Origin of the sequence: Streptomyces sp. S186 (genome assembly GCF_051603415.1) — a bacterium.
In the GTDB taxonomy this organism is placed as follows: Bacteria; Actinomycetota; Actinomycetes; order Streptomycetales; family Streptomycetaceae; genus Streptomyces.
On record NZ_CP193932.1, the window covers coordinates 789,398 to 806,434 of the forward strand.

Annotated in this window: 12 protein-coding genes; 6 read left to right on the forward strand and 6 right to left on the reverse strand. The window is 76.8% G+C overall.

The features are described from left to right. Positions 1-180 precede the first annotated feature (180 nt). From ACRAS8_RS03510 to ACRAS8_RS03520, 3 genes are all read right to left on the reverse strand, one after another. The gene (locus ACRAS8_RS03510) at positions 181-3,360 is read right to left on the reverse strand and encodes an AAA family ATPase (RefSeq protein WP_438484273.1); all 3,180 of its coding nucleotides are present in this window, start codon (positions 3,358-3,360) and stop codon (positions 181-183) included. Next, on the reverse strand, positions 3,357-4,523 hold the full coding sequence (locus ACRAS8_RS03515) for an exonuclease SbcCD subunit D (RefSeq protein WP_438484274.1): 1,167 nt from the start codon (positions 4,521-4,523) through the stop codon (positions 3,357-3,359). Before ACRAS8_RS03515 ends, ACRAS8_RS03510 begins: the two co-directional genes overlap by 4 nt. A 165-nt stretch (positions 4,524-4,688) precedes the next feature. Next, positions 4,689-6,059 (reverse strand): aminopeptidase P family protein, encoded by a 1,371-nt coding sequence (locus tag ACRAS8_RS03520; RefSeq protein WP_438484275.1) that lies wholly within the window; start codon positions 6,057-6,059, stop codon positions 4,689-4,691. 228 nt (positions 6,060-6,287) lie between these two features. Between ACRAS8_RS03520 and ACRAS8_RS03525 the strand changes: the two genes are divergently transcribed. The 4 genes from ACRAS8_RS03525 (at position 6,288) to ACRAS8_RS03540 (ending at position 10,253) form a co-directional block, all read left to right on the forward strand. Beyond that, positions 6,288-7,253 (forward strand): LysR family transcriptional regulator, encoded by a 966-nt coding sequence (locus tag ACRAS8_RS03525; protein WP_438484276.1) that lies wholly within the window; start codon positions 6,288-6,290, stop codon positions 7,251-7,253. A 220-nt stretch (positions 7,254-7,473) separates the two neighbouring features. Beyond that, positions 7,474-8,367, forward strand: coding sequence for a universal stress protein (locus tag ACRAS8_RS03530; protein WP_438484277.1), 894 nt, complete (start codon positions 7,474-7,476; stop codon positions 8,365-8,367). A gap of 148 nt (positions 8,368-8,515) precedes the next feature. Beyond that, on the forward strand, positions 8,516-8,815 hold the full coding sequence (locus ACRAS8_RS03535; protein WP_438484278.1) for a DUF1876 domain-containing protein: 300 nt from the start codon (positions 8,516-8,518) through the stop codon (positions 8,813-8,815). A gap of 76 nt (positions 8,816-8,891) precedes the next feature. Continuing rightward, complete coding sequence (locus tag ACRAS8_RS03540; protein WP_438484280.1) at positions 8,892-10,253, forward strand: nicotinate phosphoribosyltransferase; 1,362 nt, start codon at positions 8,892-8,894, stop codon at positions 10,251-10,253. A gap of 94 nt (positions 10,254-10,347) precedes the next feature. Here the strand turns inward: ACRAS8_RS03540 and ACRAS8_RS03545 are convergent, their stop codons facing one another. Continuing rightward, on the reverse strand, positions 10,348-11,214 hold the full coding sequence (locus tag ACRAS8_RS03545) for a universal stress protein (RefSeq protein ID WP_438484281.1): 867 nt from the start codon (positions 11,212-11,214) through the stop codon (positions 10,348-10,350). Between the two features lie 215 nt (positions 11,215-11,429). Here ACRAS8_RS03545 and ACRAS8_RS03550 point away from each other — a divergent pair, with 215 nt between their 5' ends. Both ACRAS8_RS03550 and ACRAS8_RS03555 read left to right on the forward strand, forming a co-directional pair. Beyond that, entirely contained in the window at positions 11,430-12,194 is a 765-nt protein-coding gene (locus ACRAS8_RS03550) for an HAD family hydrolase (RefSeq protein WP_438484282.1), read from the forward strand. Continuing rightward, positions 12,191-14,599 carry a glycoside hydrolase family 65 protein gene (locus ACRAS8_RS03555; protein ID WP_438484283.1) on the forward strand — a complete coding sequence of 803 codons (2,409 nt, stop codon included), beginning with the start codon at positions 12,191-12,193 and terminating at the stop codon, positions 14,597-14,599. Before ACRAS8_RS03550 ends, ACRAS8_RS03555 begins: the two co-directional genes overlap by 4 nt. Before the next feature lie 33 nt (positions 14,600-14,632). On the opposite strand, the gene ACRAS8_RS03560 is transcribed toward ACRAS8_RS03555, so the two are convergent. Together ACRAS8_RS03560 and ACRAS8_RS03565 are read right to left on the reverse strand one after the other, a co-directional pair. Then, on the reverse strand, positions 14,633-16,132 hold the full coding sequence (locus ACRAS8_RS03560) for an APC family permease (protein ID WP_438484284.1): 1,500 nt from the start codon (positions 16,130-16,132) through the stop codon (positions 14,633-14,635). A 128-nt stretch (positions 16,133-16,260) separates the two neighbouring features. Then, the gene (locus ACRAS8_RS03565) at positions 16,261-16,887 is read right to left on the reverse strand and encodes a YigZ family protein (protein WP_438484285.1); all 627 of its coding nucleotides are present in this window, start codon (positions 16,885-16,887) and stop codon (positions 16,261-16,263) included. Positions 16,888-17,037: the final 150 nt, after the last annotated feature.

A 17,037-nucleotide genomic window follows, 5' to 3' on the forward strand; every position in this document is an offset into this window, starting at 1 on the left:
TGACTCCTGCTCAAGACGGCCAGGGGGAGCGAAACGACGACGGTTTGTGCGACGGGCGCGGGGGCGAACGGAACAGCTGCGGCACGTCAACCATTAAACCAACTACCCGGTTTCTTTTCCAGGCAGGCGATTCGCCCCGATATGCATCAATGAGGGCTTCGCGGCATGGCGGGGCGGGCCTCAAGTGCCGGTCGGTGTCCGGTGGCGGAGGGTGGAGCCCGTGCGGTTCTTGACGATCTCCAGTTGGGTGGGGATGCGGGTTCTGAGGTCGGGGACGTGGCTGACGATGCCGACGTTGCGGTCGCGTTCGCGCAGGCCGTCGAGGACGTCGAGGACCTCGTCGAGGGTCTGTTCGTCGAGGCTGCCGAAGCCCTCGTCGATGAAGAGGGTGTCCAGGCGGGTGCCGCCGGCCTCGTCGGTGACGACGTCGGCGAGGCCGAGGGCGAGGGCGAGCGAGGCGAAGAAGGTCTCGCCGCCGGAGAGGCTGGCGGTGTCCCGTTCCTGGCCGGTCCAGGCGTCGATGACGTGCAGGCCGAGGCCGGAGCGGCGGGCTCCGCCGGCGCGATCGTCGGAGTGCACGAGGGTGTAGCGGCCGGCGGACATCCGGTGCAGGCGGGCGGTGGCGGCGGCCGCGACCTGTTCGAGACGGGCGGCCAGGACGTAGGACTCCAGGCGCATCCGGCGCTCGTTCTCGGCGGAGGTGCCGGCCGCCAGCGTGGCGAGACGGGCGATGCGGTCGTAGGCGGTGCGCAGCGGGGCCAGTTCGCGGGCGTCGGCGGCGGCGTCGGCGGAGAGCCGGTCGAGGGCGGCGCAGCGTTCCCGGGCGGCGGCGAGGGCCGTGGTGGCGGTGCGCAGCCGGGCCGCTGCGGCCTGGTGGGCGGTGCGGGCGGCGTCCGGGTCGGCGGCGGGCAGGGCCGCGGCGGCGCGGAGTTCGGGGCGTTCCAGTTCGGCGGCGACGGCGGCGGCCTCGGCCTGCCAGTCGTCGTGGCGCCGCTGCAGCGCCCGGCGTTCGGCGTCCGGGAGGACGGCGTCGGCGGCGTCCTGTGGGGTGGTGAAGCCGGCGCCGTAGGCGGCGTCGGAGAGCCGGGCGTCGGCCTCCTTCAGGCGCTCGGCGCAGGCCGCGGCAGTACGGGACGCCTCGGCCGCGGCGGCGAGGGCGGCGGCCTGCGCCTCCAGCCGGGCCGCCCGGTCGGCGACGCTGGCGCAGTCGCCGCGGGCCTCGGCCAGCTCGGCCTCCAGGGCGGCCCGTTCGCGGTCCAGGGCCTCGCGGTGGGAGGTGCGGGCGGCGGCCCGGCGCTCGGCCCGCTGGCGGTCGTCGCGGCGGCGCTCGTACTCCCGCTCGGCGCGGGCCAGTTCCTCGCGGGCGGCGTGCAGGCGGGCGCCGGCGGTGTGGGCGCGGTCCGCCTCCGTCGTCAACTGCTCGACGTGGGCGGCGAGTTCGGCGGTCGGAGTGGTGCCGGCCGCGGCGGTGGCGGCGGCCAGGGACTCCTTGACGGACTGGCGGCGGTCCTCCGCCTGCTGCCGGGCGTCCTCGGCGCGGCGGTGGGCGGCCTGTGCGGCCTCCTCGGCCGCCCGGTCGACGTGGCCGGCGCCGGCCCGTGCCGGGTCCGGGTGGGCGGTGGACCCGCACACCGCACAGGGCCGGCCGTCCGTCAGGCCGGCGGCGAGTTCGGCGGCGATGCCGCGCAGCCGCCGGTCCCTGAGGTCCAGCCAGTGCTCGTGGGCCGCCGCCGCGCGCTCCCGGGCGGCCAGCAACTGCCCTTCGACCTCGGCGAGTTCGGTGGCGAGGCGGTCGCGGCGGCGCGCGGCGGCGAGCCGCTCGGCGGCCGGGGCGAGCTGCGCGGCGAGCTGTTCGGCGCGCCGGACGGCTTCCTGGGCGTCGTCGATGCGGCGCCGGTGGGCCTCGCGGGCGGCGTCCCAGTCGGCCAGCCACTCGGCGGTGTCCAGCAGGGTCTGTTCGTCGGCGCGGGCCTCGCGGTCGAGGTCGGCGCGTTCCCGGACGAGGTCGGCGGCGCGCCCTTCGGCCCGCCGGGCAGCCGTGAGGGAGCCGAGGAGGGCGCGCAACTCCCGTTCCTCTTCACCGAGTTGGTCGCCCCCGGCGTCGACGAGTGCGGGCGGCAGCGGTGCGCGGTGGCGGCGTTCGGCGTCCTGGGCGGCGGCCAGCTCCCGCCAGGCGGCGTTCCGGAGGGCGAGGACGGGGGCCACCTCGGCGGCGGCCCGGGCCCGCTCCAGCCGGGTGCGGAGCCGGTCGCGTTCCCCGGCGCGGGCGGCGAGCCGGTCGGCGCGCTGCCGGGCGTCGGCGTGGCGGCGCTGGAGCCGGTCCCGCTCGTGGGCCTCCTCCAGCCGCCCGGCCGCGGCCCGTTCGGCGGTCTCGGCGGCGGCGACCGCGACCCGGGCGACGTCCAGGCGCTCGCGCGCGCCGGACCGGGCGACGGCGGCCCGGGCCAGCACCGCGTCGGCGAAGCCGGGCTCGCCGGGCGTCGGCGCGGCGGCGCCGTCCGGGTCCGCCGGGCGGGCCGGTGCGGTGCCGCGGGACGTGCGGGCGCCGCGGCCGGCGGGCCCGGCCTGGGCGGGCACGGCGGGCCGGGAATGGGGTCTCCCCTGTTCGAGCGCAGTCGAGAGCCGGGGGAACGGCGCCGGGACGGACGGGTCGGCCAGGTCCGGGGTGTCGCCGGCGGCCTGGGCGATGCGGTGGGCCAGGGCGAGCAGTCGTTCGTCGCCTGCCGCGACCCGGTCGGCGGCGGCCCTGCGGCGGGCGGTGAGCTGGTCCTCCAGCGCGGCGAACCGCCGGGTGTCGAAGAGCCGGCCGAGCAGCCGGGCGCGGGCCTCCGCGTCCGCCCGCAGAAAGCGCGCGAAGTCGCCCTGGGGCAACAGCACCACCTGGCAGAACTGCTCCTTGCTCATGCCGAGCAGCTGCCCGATCTCCTCGCCGATCTCCTGGTGGGAGCGGCTGAGCGCACGCCACTCCCCCGCGTCCGGGGCACCGTCGGCGGCGGGGGCGAACTCCCGCAGGCGGCTCTGGGCCTTCTCCTTCGTCGTGCCGGTGCCGCGCTTCTTGGGGCGGGGCTGCTCGGGCAGCCGGGTGATCTCCAACCGGCGCCCGGCGACGGTGAGTTCGAGGACCACCTCGGTGGGGGTGGCGGGGTCGGCCAGGTCGCTGCGGAGGGCCTGGCCGCTCTGCCGGGCGCCGGGCGCCGAGCCGTAGAGCGCGAAGCAGACCGCGTCCAGGACGGAGGTCTTGCCCGCGCCGGTCGGGCCGTGCAGCAGGAACAGGCCGTCGCGGGCGAGCCGGTCGAAGTCGACGGTGTGGCTGCCGGCGAACGGGCCGAAGGCGGTGAGGGTCAGCCGGTGCAGCCTCATCGGGCCACCTCCTCGACGGCGTCGGCGGCCCGTACCTCGTCGATGGCCGAGCGGAGTTCGGCGCGTTCGGCGTCGTCGGCGCCGCGGCCGGCGCGGACATGGGCGACGAAGTCCTCGGCGATCTCCTGGTCGCTGCGGCCGCGCAGCCGCTGGGCGTAGGAGGCGGAGGGGCGGTCCGGGGCCTCGTCGGGGTCGAAGACCAGGCTGAGGGTGTGCGGGAAGCGTCGGGTGAGGCGGGCCATCGGCTCGGCCGGGCGGGAGCCGTCGGTGAGCGTGGCCTCGACCCAGGAGTCCTCGTGCCGGGCCAGCGCGGGGTCGTCCAGCAGCTGCTCCAGCGGGCCGCGGATACGGGCCAGCGGGCGGGGCACCGGGCAGTCCACCCGCTCCGCCGTCACGCCGCCGTCGGCGTCGAGGTCGATCAGCCAGGACGACTTGCGGTGGGCGGCCTCGGAGAAGGAGTAGGCGAGCGGCGAGCCGGAGTAGCGGATCCGCTCGGTGAGGGTCTGGCAGCCGTGCAGATGACCGAGGGCCGCGTAGTCGACGCCGTCGAAGACCGCGGCGGGGACGGAGGCGACGCCGCCGACGGTGAGGTCGCGCTCGCTGTCGCTGGCGGTGCCGCCGGTGACGAAGGCGTGCGCCAGCACCACCGAGCGGGTGCCGGCGGGCCGGGTGGCGAGGTCGGCGCGGACCCGGTCCATGGCCGCGCCGAGCACCGCGGCGTGGTCGGCGCGCGGGGCTCCGAGGGTGTCGCGGACCATGGCCGGTTCGAGGTACGGCAGCCCGTAGCAGGCGACCGGTCCGTGCGCGTCCTCCAAGACGACGGGCGTGGCGCAGTCGGCCGGGTCGGTGTGCAGATGGATGCCGGCCCGGCGCATCAGCCCGGAGCCGACGCCGAGGCGGCGGGCGGAGTCGTGGTTGCCGGAGATCATGACGGTGGGCACGCCGAGCGCGGCCAGCCGGTGCAGGGCGTCGTCGAAGAGCTCGACGGCGGCCAGCGGCGGCACGGCGCGGTCGTAGACGTCGCCGGCGACCAGCACCGCCTCGACGTCCCGGGTGCGGACCGTCTCGACGAGGCGGTCGAGGAACGCGCGCTGGGCGGCGAGGAGGTTCACGCGGTGGAAGGACCGGCCCAGGTGCCAGTCGGAGGTATGCAGGAATCTCACCGGGGCACCGCTCCGACCTGCATGTTCTCCGCTCCTTCCGCGCCGTCGCCGGCCCCTGTCCACCCGGGCGGCGTCCTCCGCAGGCGACCACGCTAGTCGCTGCCGGCGCCGGGGTCCGCATCGGCCTCCTGGACGGTCCCGGGCCGCGCCGGCGGCTCATTCGGCTCATTCCGCCAGCAGCTCGCCCATCCAGCGCTCCACCGCGTCCGGCGTCCGCGGCAGGGCGCCCGACAGCAGCCGGGCCCCGTCGGCGGTGATCACCAGGTCGTCCTCGATCCGTATGCCGATGCCGCGCAGTGCGGGCGGGAGCGTCTCGTCGTCGGGCTGGAGGTAGAGGCCGGGCTCGACGGTCAGCACCTGTCCCTCCTCCAGCACCCCGTCCAGATAGGCCGTGGCGCGCGCCCGGGCGCAGTCGTGGACGTCCAGGCCCAGCATGTGGCCGCTGCTGCAGAGGGTGTAGCGGCGGTGGAGGTCCCCTTCGGGGGTCTTCAGGACGCCCCAGTCGGTGAGGCCCTCGGCGATCACCCGCATCGCCGCGTGGTGGAAGTCGCGGAACCGCGCGCCCGGTTTCAGGGCCGCGATGCCCGCCTCCTGGGCGGCCAGCACCACGTCGTACACCTGGCGCTGCACCGGGGAGAAGCGCCCGGAGAGCGGCAGGGTGCGGGTGAGGTCGGCGGTGTAGAGGGTGTCGGTCTCCACGCCGGCGTCCAGGAGCAGCAGTTGCCGGGCGTCCAGCGGGCCGTCGTTGCGGATCCAGTGCAGGACGCAGGCGTGTGCGCCGGCGGCCGCGATGGTCTCGTAGCCGGTGCCGTTGCCCTCGGCGCGGGCGCGCAGGCCGAAGACTCCCTCGATCCAGCGCTCGCCGCGCGGGTGGGCGAGGGCCCGCGGCAGGGCGCGGACCACGTCCTCGAATCCGGTGGTGGTGTGGTCGACGGCGAGCTGGAGCTGGGCGATCTCCCAGGCGTCCTTGACCAGCCGCAACTCGCTGAGAACGGTGGCGAGTTCGCCGTCGGTGGCGGCGCTGCGGCCCGGGGGCGGTGCGCCGAGTTCGTCGAGGTGGGCGCAGCGCAGGCCGGTCATCCGCTCGGCCTCGGCGAGGTCGGGGCGGCGGCCGACCCAGAACTCGCCGTGCCGGCGGTCCCGGTAGAAGCCGCCGTCACTGCGCGGTGAACGGGGCCGCAGGTAGAGCACCGCCTCGTGCCCCCGCGACCCGTCGGGCTCCAGGACCAGTACGTGGCCGGCCTGGTCCTCGCCGGTCAGGCCGGTGAGCCAGGCGTAGGCGCTGTGCGGCCGGAAGCGGTGGTCGCAGTCGTTGGAGCGGACGGTGAGGTCCCCGGCGGGGATGAGCAGCCGTTCGCCGGGGAAGCGGGCGGACAGGCGCCGGCGGCGGGCCGGGGTGCGGTCGGCGGCGGGCAGCCGGATCCCGTCGGGCAGCGGCGTGGGCGCCCAGCCGCCCGCCAGGAACCGTTCGAGCTCCGGCGAGACGGGCAGGTCGTGGCTGACGGTGTGCCAGGCGGTGGGGCGGGCTCCGGTCATGGGTTCCTCCTTGTCGGTGGGGTGTTTCGGGGGGCGTGGGGCGATTCGGGGCGTGGGGCGTTCCGTGGGCGTTCCGCCCGTCTCGCCCGCGGGGGGATGCGGCGCACGCCGTGGGCCGGCCCGGCGACATGGGTGGGCGTCCTCCCGGCACGGGGTGCGGGACGCCACATGAGCCTGCGGGACGGCACACCCTGTCGGGAACCTCCCGGCGGTCCATAACATCCGCTCATGGATCTGGAGATACGGCATCTGCGCGTGGTGTGCGCGATCGCCGAGGCCGGCAGCCTCACCCGGGCCGCGGCGGCGCTGCGGATGACCCAGCCGGGCCTGAGCGCCCAGCTGCGGCGGATCGAGAACCTCCTGGGCGGCGCGCTGTTCGACCGCCGGCGGGCCGGCTCGGCGCCCACGGCGCTGGGCGAACTGGTGCTGGCCCGGGCCCACGCCATCCTGCCGGGCGTGGACCAGCTGCTCGCCGACACCGAGCGGGCCGCGCGCCGCGCCGCGGCCCCCACCCGGCTCCGCGTCGGCGCGGTCGGCACCCCGCTCCTCGGGCATCTCCTGCTGGCGGTGCGGGAGTTGCTGCCGGGCACGGAGGTGACGGCGCGCGGGCAGCACGCGTCCGGGCCGCTGCTGGACGACCTCGGTGCCGGCCGCCTGGAGGCCGCCGTCCTCGGCGCCCACCCCGGCCAGGAGCTGCCGGCGCCCGACGGGGTGCTGCTGCACCCGCTCGTCACCGAGCCGCTCTTCGCGCTGCTGCCGGCGGACCATCCGCTGGCGGCCGCGGCGGCGGTGGCTCTGGAGCGGCTCGTCGAGGAGGACTGGGCGGCGCCCCGTATGGACGGCGACCGCACCCGCGAGCACTGGTCGTCGGTCTGCGCCCGGACCGGCCGCCGGCTCCGGATCCCCTACGAGGCCGAGGGGCGGCAGCTCGTCGAGATCGTCCGGGCGGGGCTGGCGGTGAGCCTGTGCCAGGCCACGTTCATCGAGGTGCCCGGGGTCGCGGTGCGTCCGCTGGCCGGGAACCCGCTGTGGTACCGGCATCTGCTGGCCTGGCACCGCGACGGCCCGCTCGCCCGGCACGGGGAGGCGGTCCTGCGGCGGGTGCGCGCCGCCCATCTCGACGCCCGCCCCGGCAGCCCGGCCCACGCACGCTGGCGACGGCAGCATCCGGAGGAGGCGCCTCCGCCGGCCTGAAGTGCCGGCCCGAACCGCCGTCCCCCGCCGGGACGGGCCCCTCGCTCCCCGGTACGCCGCACCGCCCCCGGTCCGCCGCACCGCCCCCGGGCCACTCGCCCGGTGGCGCCCGCCCGGTGCCGGCCGCCGGTCCGTCGGAGACTGGATGAGTGAGTCCGAAGTCCCGGCGGCTCGCCGCCGCGCCCGTCGGCGGCGAGCGGACCGTGAGCGAGGTGAGGTCATGCAGGACGTGATCACCGCGGGCGTCGACGGGACGCCCGAGGCGACCGCCGCCGCGCTGTGGGCGGCCCACGAGGCGGAGCTGCGGCGGGCCCGGCTGCGGCTGCTGCACGCCTGGGTGCTGCTGGGGCCCGAACCGGGTGCCGGGCCGGAGCCGGCGCCGGAGCCCGGACCAGGCGGCCAGGACGAGCGGAACTACTGGCCGCACCGCATCATCGACGACGCCCGGGCCGCCATCCGGGACCGCCACCCGGACCTCCCGGTGGAGGAGGCCCTGGTGGCCGACGACCCGCTGACCGCCTTGAAGGAGGCGGCCGGCCAGTCGTCGCTGCTGGTCCTGGGGGCACGGGACGTGGGCGCGGTGGCGCGCTACACCATCGGCGAACTCGGCCTCCAGGTGGTGGCGCACACCCGCACCCCGACGGTGCTGGTCCGGGCCCCGCTGGGCGCCGCGGCGCAGGCCCCCGGCGCCCCGGTGACGGCCGCGCTGAGCCTGCACGAGCCCTGCGAGGCGCTGCTGGCATTCGCCTTCGGGAGCGCGGCCCGGCGGGGCGTCCCGCTGCGCGTGGTGCACGGCCGGCATCTGCCCGCGCACGCGTACAACCGCGGCGGCGGGGTCGAGCCGGTCGCCGCGCAGCAGACGGTCGCGGACGCCCGGCAGCAGCTGGCGGACGCGCTCCGGCCCTGGCAGGAGAAGTTCCCGGAGGTCGCGCTGGACACCCGGGTCGAGCTGGAGAGCCCGGTGCGGGCGGCGCTGCGGGACGCCGCGGACGCCGCGCTGCTGGTCGTCGGCCGCCGGCACAAGCTGCGCTTCCCGGCGCCGCGGATCGGCCACGTCGTACAGGCGGTGGTGCACCACGCGCCGTGCCCGGTCGCGCTGGTGCCGCACGAGTGAGCCGCCCGCCCGTCTCACCGGGGCCTCCCGCACGGACAGGCGGGCCGGGCGGACAGGCGGGCCGGGCGGTTTGTTCGGAACAATGGGTGGCAGGGGGCGGCGAGCGGATCCCGCCCGGCGCGGCCCCTGGGCACCGCGGAGGTGAGCCATGGCGAAGAGCACCGAGTGGCCGGTCCGGCTGATCGTCACCGAGGAGGACGGGACGACCCGGGCCCGGGTGGAACTGGACACCGGGACCCGGGCGCTGACCGGGCACGGCCGGGCCCGCTGCAACCCCGAGGACCCCGACGTCCCGGTGATCGGGGACGAGCTGGCGGCCGGCCGGGCCCTGAAGGACCTCGCCGGGCAGCTGATCCGGCTGGCGGACCGCGACCTGGCGGGCGCCGGCGCCGCGCCGCCGGGCCACGAGCGGCGCACCCTCTACGGCTGGGCGGACGAGCTGGCCTGAGGCCGCCCGCGGGCCGGTGGGCCGGGTCGCGCCACCCTGGCCCGCCGCCGCGGCCCGCCCCGGGAAGGAGCCGGCGATGCCGGACGCGACGACGGCCGGTCCGACCACGACCGACCTGTACGAAGTGACCATGGCCCTGTCGTATCTGCGCGAGGGCATGACCCGGCCGGCCACCTTCAGCTGCTTCGTCCGGGAACTCCCCGCCGACCGGGGCTTCCTGGTCGCCGCCGGGGTGGAGTCGGTGCTCGACTACCTCTCCCGCTTCCGGATCGGACCCGAGGACGTCGAGGTGTTCGCCGAGGCGCTGCGCCGGCCCGTCGCGGAGCTGGCGCCGCTACTGGGACTGCGCTTCGCCGGCGAGGTGCGGGCGGTACCGGAGGGCCGGGTGGTGCTGGCCGGCGAACCGCTGCTGGAGATCACCGCGCCGCTGCCGCAGGCCCAGCTCGTCGAGACGTTCGTACTGAACCAGCTCAGCCACCAGACCGCCGTCGCCGCCAAGTGCGCGCGGTGCGTCCTGGCGGCCCGCGGGCGGCCGGTGGTGGACTTCTCGCTGCGGCGGACGCACGGCACCGAGGCGGGCTTCCGCGCCGCGCGGCTGGCGGCGATGGCGGGCTTCGCGGGGACCAGCAACGTCGCCGCGGCCCATGCCGAACGCCTGCCTGCGGTGGGCACCATGGCGCACTCCTACGTCGAGGCGTTCGAGGACGAGGAGGCCGCGTTCGCCGCCTTTCTGCGGACCCACCCGGGGCCGGTGACGCTCCTGGTGGACACCTACGACGTCGACTCCGGGGTGGCCGCGGCGGCCCGGGTGCTGCACGCCATGGACCGCGCCGAGGGGGCGTCGATCCGGCTGGACAGCGGCGACCTGGGGGCCCTGGCGGTCCGCGCCCGGGCGACGCTGGACCGGGCGGAGCTGCCGGGGGTGCGGATCGTGGCCAGCGGCGGGCTGGACGAGTTCGCGGTGGACGACCTGGTGCGGGCGGGCGCGCCGATCGATGTGTTCGCGGTGGGCACCCGGGTCGGGGTGAGCGCCGACGCGCCGTATCTGGACTCGGCGTACAAGCTCGTGGCGTACGACGGGCGGCCGGTGATGAAGCTGTCGTCGGCGAAGGTCACCGCGCCCGGCCGGAAGCAGGTCTTCCGGCACCCGGGCTGCCGCGATGTGATCGGGCTGGCCGAGGAGCCGGTGCCGTACGGCAGCGTGCCGCTGCTGGAGACGCTGATGCGCGACGGGGTGCGCTGCACGCCGCGGGCCCCGCTGGCGGACGCCCGGGCCCGGCTGGCGGCGGACCTCGCGGAGCTGCCGGCGGCGGCCCGCGCCATCCGGTCGCCGGTCCCGGTGCCGGCCTCGGTCTCCACACCGCTGGCCGTCCTGGCGGAGCACGTCCGACGGCGGATCGAGCGGGCGGTGCTGGCACCGTACGAGCACTACGCCTGAGGCTCGGCGCGCCCTGGCGCGGCCGGCCACGGCCGGGGGCGAACGGCCGCGACGGGATGCGACGCGGGTCCGGGCCGCGGCCGACCGGCCGGCCTCAGCCCCGCGGCACCACCGCGACCGGACAGGCCGCATGGTGCAGCGCGGCGTGCCCGACCCGGCCCAGCTGCAGCCCGAAGTGGCCGTGCCGCTGCCGGGCCCCGAGCACCAGCAGATCCGCGGCGGCGGACCGCCGGACCAGCACCTTGTGCGCCGGTCCCTCCACGGTGGTGCGCCGGACGTGCACCGTCGGATGCGCCTCGGCCTCCTCGGCCACCACGGCGTCGACCAGCGCCGACGCCTGCTGCTCGTAGTGGTGCTCGGGCCCCGCGGCCCGCTGCGCGCGGTCGGCGGTCTCGTAGGCGGGGCAGCGCCAGGCGCGCACCGCGTCGAGGACGCAGCCGCGGGCCTCCGCCTCCCGGAAGGCGAACCGGACGGCCGCCGCCCCCTTGGCGGTGTCGCCGATGCCGAGCAGCACCCGGCCGTGGCTGCTCTCCAGCCCGGCCCGGTCGCCGCGGACCACCACCACCGGATGCCGGGCGCGGGCCGCCACCGACAGGCTGACCGAGCCCAGCAGCAGATCGGCGAACTCCCCGCGCCCCTTGCAGCCGAGGACGACGGCGGTGGCGTAGGGCGCCTCGCGGAGCAGCGCGGCGACCGGGTCGTCGGCCAGGACCTGCGTCGAGACCTCGACCTCGGGGTTGCGGCGGGCGGCGCGGTCGGCGGCGGACGCCACGACCCGGTCGGCCATCGCCTGCTCCTCGGGGGCGTCCTCCCGCGGCGCCACTCCCTCGTACCGCTCCCACCGGGACGCGTACACCAGGCGCAGCGGCAGGCCGTGACGCGCCGCCTCGTCCACCGCCCAGTCCAGGGCGCGCAGCCCGGCGTCCGATCCGTCCACGCCTACGACCAGGGGGAGTTCCATCGTGCCCACCGCCTTCCGTCGCTCGGGCCGTGGCCGTGCCGGGCGGGCGCCGGGCCCGCGCCGCGGCGGCCGGTCGCGTCCTTCGGCCCCTTCCATCGTGTGCCCCGGGGGCCGGTGCCCGCCAGGCCCGCGGGCGGCCGTGGGCGGCCCCGGCGCGGATGTCGTGGTGCCATGGAGGGACGAGTTGCCGACGAGGGCTGCCGGAGGGACCCGCCATGTCCGCCGCGTCACCGCTGGCCGCGTGTCTGCGCCCGGTGCGGGCCGTGGTCTTCGACACCGACGGTGTGCTCACCGACACCGCGGGGCTGCACGCCGCGGCCTGGCGGGAGGCGTTCGACGGCTGCCTGGCGGCCGCGGGCGGACAGCGGCCCTTCGACCCGGTGGACGACTACCTCCGCCATGTCGACGGCCGCTCCCGGCTGGACGGCGCCGCCGCGTTCCTGGCCTCCCGGGGCCTGGCGCTGCCGCCCGGCTCCCCCGGCGACCCGCCCGGCACCGGCACCGTGGCGGCGGTCGCGGCCCGCAAGGACGAGGTGTACACCGCGCTGCTGCGGGAGCGGGGGGCGGCCGTGTGGCCGGGCAGCGTGCGGCTGCTGCACGCGCTGCGCGGCGAGAGCGTCGGCTGCGCCGCGGTGTCCGCGTCCCGGCACGCCACCGAGCTGCTGTCCCGGGCCGGGCTGCTGGGGCTGTTCGGGGCGGTGGTGGACGGCAACGAGGCGGCGCGGCTGGGTCTGCCGGGCAAACCGGACCCGGCGCTCTTCGCCGAGGCGACCCGTCGGCTGGGCGTCCCGCCCGGCGCGGCGGCCGTGGTGGAGGACGCCGTGGCCGGCGTCGAGGCGGGCCGCCGCGGCGGCTTCGGCCTGGTCGTGGGCGTCGACCGGAGCGGCGCCCCGGGGCACGCGGCCGAGCTGCGCCGCCGCGGCGCCGACGTGGTGGTCACCGACCCCGGCGAACTGCTGGCCCCTGGGGCGGCCCGATGACGGCGCCCGCCTGGACGTGGACGTACGAGGGGTACGTCCCCGAGGACGAGCGGCTGCGGGAGGCACTGTGCACGCTCGGCAACGGCCGGTTCGCCACCCGCGGCGCCGCCCCGGAGGCCCCGTGCGGCCCCGCCCACTACCCGGGCACCTACGCCGCCGGCGTCTACAACCGGCTGACCTCCGTCGTCACCGGCCTCCGGGTGGAGAACGAGGACCTGGTCAACCTCCCCGACTGGCTGCCGCTGCGCTACCGCATCCGCCCCGCGGACGCCGCGGAGCCCGGCCCGTGGCTCTCCCCCGACCACCCGCAGCTCACCGGCCACCGCCGCACGCTGGACCTGCGCCGCGGCACCCTGACCCGCTGGTCGTCCTACGAGGACGGCGCCGGGCGGCGGCTGACCGTCACCGAACGCCGCCTGGTGCACATGGGCGAGCCCGATCTCGCCGTGCAGCGCGCGGTGTTCACCGCCGAGGGCTGGTCCGGCGAGGTGGAGGTGGCGGCGGGGCTGGACGGCGACGTCCGCAACCGCGGCGTGGCCCGCTACCGCGACCTGGCCGACACCCACCTCACCGGCTGGGAGACCGGTGCGGCCGACGACGGCGTCCTCTGGCTGCGCTGCCGCACCCTCACCTCCGGCGTCACGATCGCGCTGGCCGCCCGCACCCGCGCCGCGCCCCGCGGCGGCACCGCCCGCGCCGCCCTCGCGCCCCGCGCGGCCCGCCGGGTGCTCACCGTCCCCCTCCGGCCCGGCGTCCCGGCGACCGTCGACAAGACGGTGGCCCTGCACACCTCCCGTGACCTGGCCCGCGCGGCACCGCTCCCGGCGGCCCTGGAGGCGGTCCGGCGCGCCCCGGCCGTCCCCCGGCTGCTGGCCTCGCACCACCGTGCCTGGCAGCACCTGTGGCGGCAGGTGCGGCTGGACGTCCCCGGCGAGGCCGGCCGGATCCTGCGGCTGCACATCTTCCACGTACTCCAGACGGTCTCCCCGCACACCGCGCGGCTGGACGTGGGCGTGCCGGCCCGCGGCCTGCACGGCGAGGCGTACCGGGGGCACGTCTTCTGGGACGAGCTGTTCGTGCTGCCGTTTCTCAACCTGCGCTTCCCCGAGGTGTCCCGGGCGCTGCTGGACTACCGCCACCGGCGGCTGCCGGCGGCCCGCCGGGCGGCGCGCGAGGCGGGCCGGGCGGGCGCGATGTACCCGTGGCAGAGCGGCAGCGACGGCCGCGAGGAGACCCAGCGGCTGCACCTCAACCCGCGCTCGGGCCGCTGGCTGCCGGACCACTCCCACCTCCAGCACCACGTCGGTTCGGCGGTCGCCTACAACGTGTGGCGGTACTGGCAGGCCAGCGGCGACACCGCGTTCCTGTACACCAGGGGCGCCGAGATGCTGCTGGAGATCGCCCGCTTCTGGGCGGCGAGCGCGCAGTGGGACCCGGCGCTCGCCCGCTACCGCATCCGCGGGGTGGTCGGCCCGGACGAGTACCACGACGCGTATCCGGGCGCCGACCTGCCCGGTCTGGACGACAACGCCTACACCAACGTCACCGCCGCCTGGGTGCTGGCGCGCGCCCTCGACCTGTGCCGCAGGCTGCCGGAGGCGCGACGGCGGGCGCTGTTCGAGCGGCTGGCGCTCTCCCACGACGAGCGCCAGCACTGGGACGACGTCGCGCACCGCCTGCACGTCCCGTTCCACCGGGGCCTGATCAGCCAGTTCGCCGGCTACGAGCGGCTGGCCGAGCTCGACTGGGCGGGCTACCGCGCCCGCTACGGCGACATCCGGCGGCTGGACCGGATCCTGGAGGCGGAGGGCGACACCGTCAACCGCTACCAGGCGTCCAAGCAGGCCGACGTGCTGATGCTCGGCTACCTCTTCCCGCCCGCCGAACTGGCCGGTCTCTTCGAGCAGTTGGGCTACCACCTCGACGACGACAGCTGGCGGGCGACCGTCGACCACTACCTGCGGCGCACCAGTCACGGCTCGACGCTCAGCTCGGTGGTCCATGCCTGGGTGCTGGCCCGGGTGCGCCGGGACGACGCCTGGACGTACTGCGCGGAGGCCCTCACCGGCGATGTCGCGGACGTCCAGGGCGGCACCACCGCGGAGGGCGTCCACCTGGGCGCGATGGCCGGCACCGTCGACTTCGTGCAGCGCGGGCTGACCGGCCTGGAGACCCGGGACCGCGCCCTGTGGCTGGACCCGGCGCCGCTCCCCCAGCTGTCCAAGTTCGGCGTGCGGATCCGCTACCGCCGCCACCGGGACATCGACCTGCGGATCCGCGCGGACCGCGTGGTGCGGATCACGGTGCCGGACTCGGAACACGCCGCGATCCGGGTCCGGCTGTGCGGCCGCCCCTTCACCGTCGCCCCGGGCACCACCCGCACCATCACCCTCCCGGACACCTGAAGTCGCCTTTATAACGGGCGAATTGACGCCTCATCAGTCCCGCTGAGCAAGCGACGCCTCATCCCCGCCCGCGTCGGCCTCCGAGGCCGCATCGGGGTCCAGGCCCGCGTCCGCCCCCGCATACTCCTCGCTGATCCGCTTCGGCCCGAACGGCCACTCGCGCTCGCGCCGGGCCCACACCAGGAACGCCACCACCCCCGCCGCGACCCACGCCAGCGACCATTCGACGGGGTGCCGGCCCGGGGAGTTGCGGTCCGCGTAGCCGTAGATCACCAGCCAGCCGACCAGCGCGACCAGGCTCGGCAGCGGGTACAGCCACATCCGGTAGGGCCGGCGCAGCCCCGGCTGCCGGCGCCGCAGCACGGTGACCGCCGCGATCTGGGCCAGCGCCTGCACCAGCACCATCACCGTCGTCAGCAGCTGGATGACGGTCGCCAGATCGGTGTGCCGGCCCAGGAGGAAGCCCGCCGCCATGAGGCCCCCCATGGTCAGCAGCGCCAGGACGGGGAAGCGGTGGCGGGGGTGCAGCGCCCCGTACGGGCGGAAGAAGACGCGGTCCCGGGCGGCGTCGCAGGGGACCCGGGAGCCGCCGAGCAGACCGGTCAGCACGGAGGTGACGGCGGTGACGAGGATGAGCACGGTGACGGCGTCGGCGGCGGTCCGGCCCCAGGTGCGCTCCAGGACCGCGGAGGCCACCGAGGAGCCGGCGGTGCTGTGCGGGTCGAGCATCTCGCGCCAGTCGACGACGCCCAGCGTGCCGATCTGGAGCAGCAGGTAGATCGCCATGATGCCGAGGATGGAGAACAGGATCGCCCGCGGCAGGGTGCGGCCGGGCCGCCTGATCTCGGCGCCCATGTAGGCGGTGGTGTTGTAGCCGAGGTAGTCGTAGATGCCGATGGTGAGCCCGCCGGCGAACCCGGCCCAGAAGTGACCCGCCGTCAGGTCCACGGCGTGCGCGGGGTAGGTGAAGGCCCGCTCCGGGCTGAAGTGGGTGAACGCCGCGATGATCACCAGGCCGACGGCGGCGATCATCACCGTCCACAGCACCACGGCGAGCCGGGCGATCCGCTCCACCCGGCCCCACAGCAGCGCCACGACGCCCGCGGTGACGGCCAGCCCGACCGCATCCCCCTGCCCCCGGCTCATCCCCGGCCACAGATAACCCAGGTACTGCACGAAGCCGATGACGCCGGTGGACATCCCGAGCGGGATGAACAGCATCGCCGTCCAGACGAACAGAAACGGCATCAGCTTCCCGGTGCGGTACTGGAACGCCTGCCGCAGATACACATAACTCCCGCCCGCCCCCGGCAGCGACGCCCCCAACTCCGCCCACACCAGCCCGTCCGCCAGCGCCAGCACCGCACCCGCCACGAACCCGATCACCGCCTGCGGCCCGCCGAACGCCGCCACCATCAACGGGATCGTCACGAACGGCCCGATGCCGCACATCTGACTCATGTTGATCGCGGTGGCCTGCAACAGCCCGATCCGGCGGACGAATCCCACCCGCTCACCCAGGAGGTCCGGCATGTCTCAAGCCCCTTCCCCTGCCGGCGCACCCGCCGGCCGCGGCCCGTTCCGCGAGGCCCCAGGCTGACACGCCCACCGCCACCGCGCACCGGTGCCGCCCGGAACCGCCCGGCTCCCGGCGTCCCCGCCTACACCTCCCCGTACGCCTCCCCGCCGAGCTCCAACCGGGCCGTCCCGGCCGTGGTGTCCGCCAGCCAGGCACGGAACCCGTCCACCTCCGCCTCCGGCAGCCCCACCTCGATGCGGACCTCGGCCCCGTAGGCCACCTCGCGCACCGCCCGCCCCGTGGTGCGCAGATCGTTCTCCAGCCGGCCCGCGCGCTGGTGGTCCACGGTGACCGTCGCCAGCCGGAACCGCTGCCGGGTGACCGTGCCCAGTACGTCCAGCGCCTCGCCGACCACGCCCCCGTAGGCCCGGATCAGGCCGCCCGCCCCCAGCTTGATGCCGCCGAAGTACCGCGTGACCACGGCGACCGCATAGCGCACCTCGCGCCGCACCAGCATCTGCAGCATCGGCACCCCGGCGGTACCGCCCGGTTCGCCGTCGTCGCTGGCCTTCTGGATCCCGCCGTCGGCCCCGAGGACGTAGGCGAAGCAGTGGTGCCGGGCGGTGGGGTGCTCCCGGCGGACGCGCGCGATGAAGTCCTGCGCCTCCTCCTCCGTCGCGACCGGCGCGAGCGCGCAGAGGAAGCGGGACTTGCTGATCTCGATCTCGTGGACACCCTCGCGGGCCGGCGTCCGGTACTGGTCCTGCATCCGACCAGCCTATGCGCCCGCCGCGCGGAGGTGGTCCGGGCACCCGGCGCCCCGCGCCGCGCTGCGGTGTCCGCCGTACGGGCGCACCGCGCACCGCCACCCGGCGTACCCGGGCCGTCCGTACGGTGCGTCGGGGAGACGTCCGCCGCC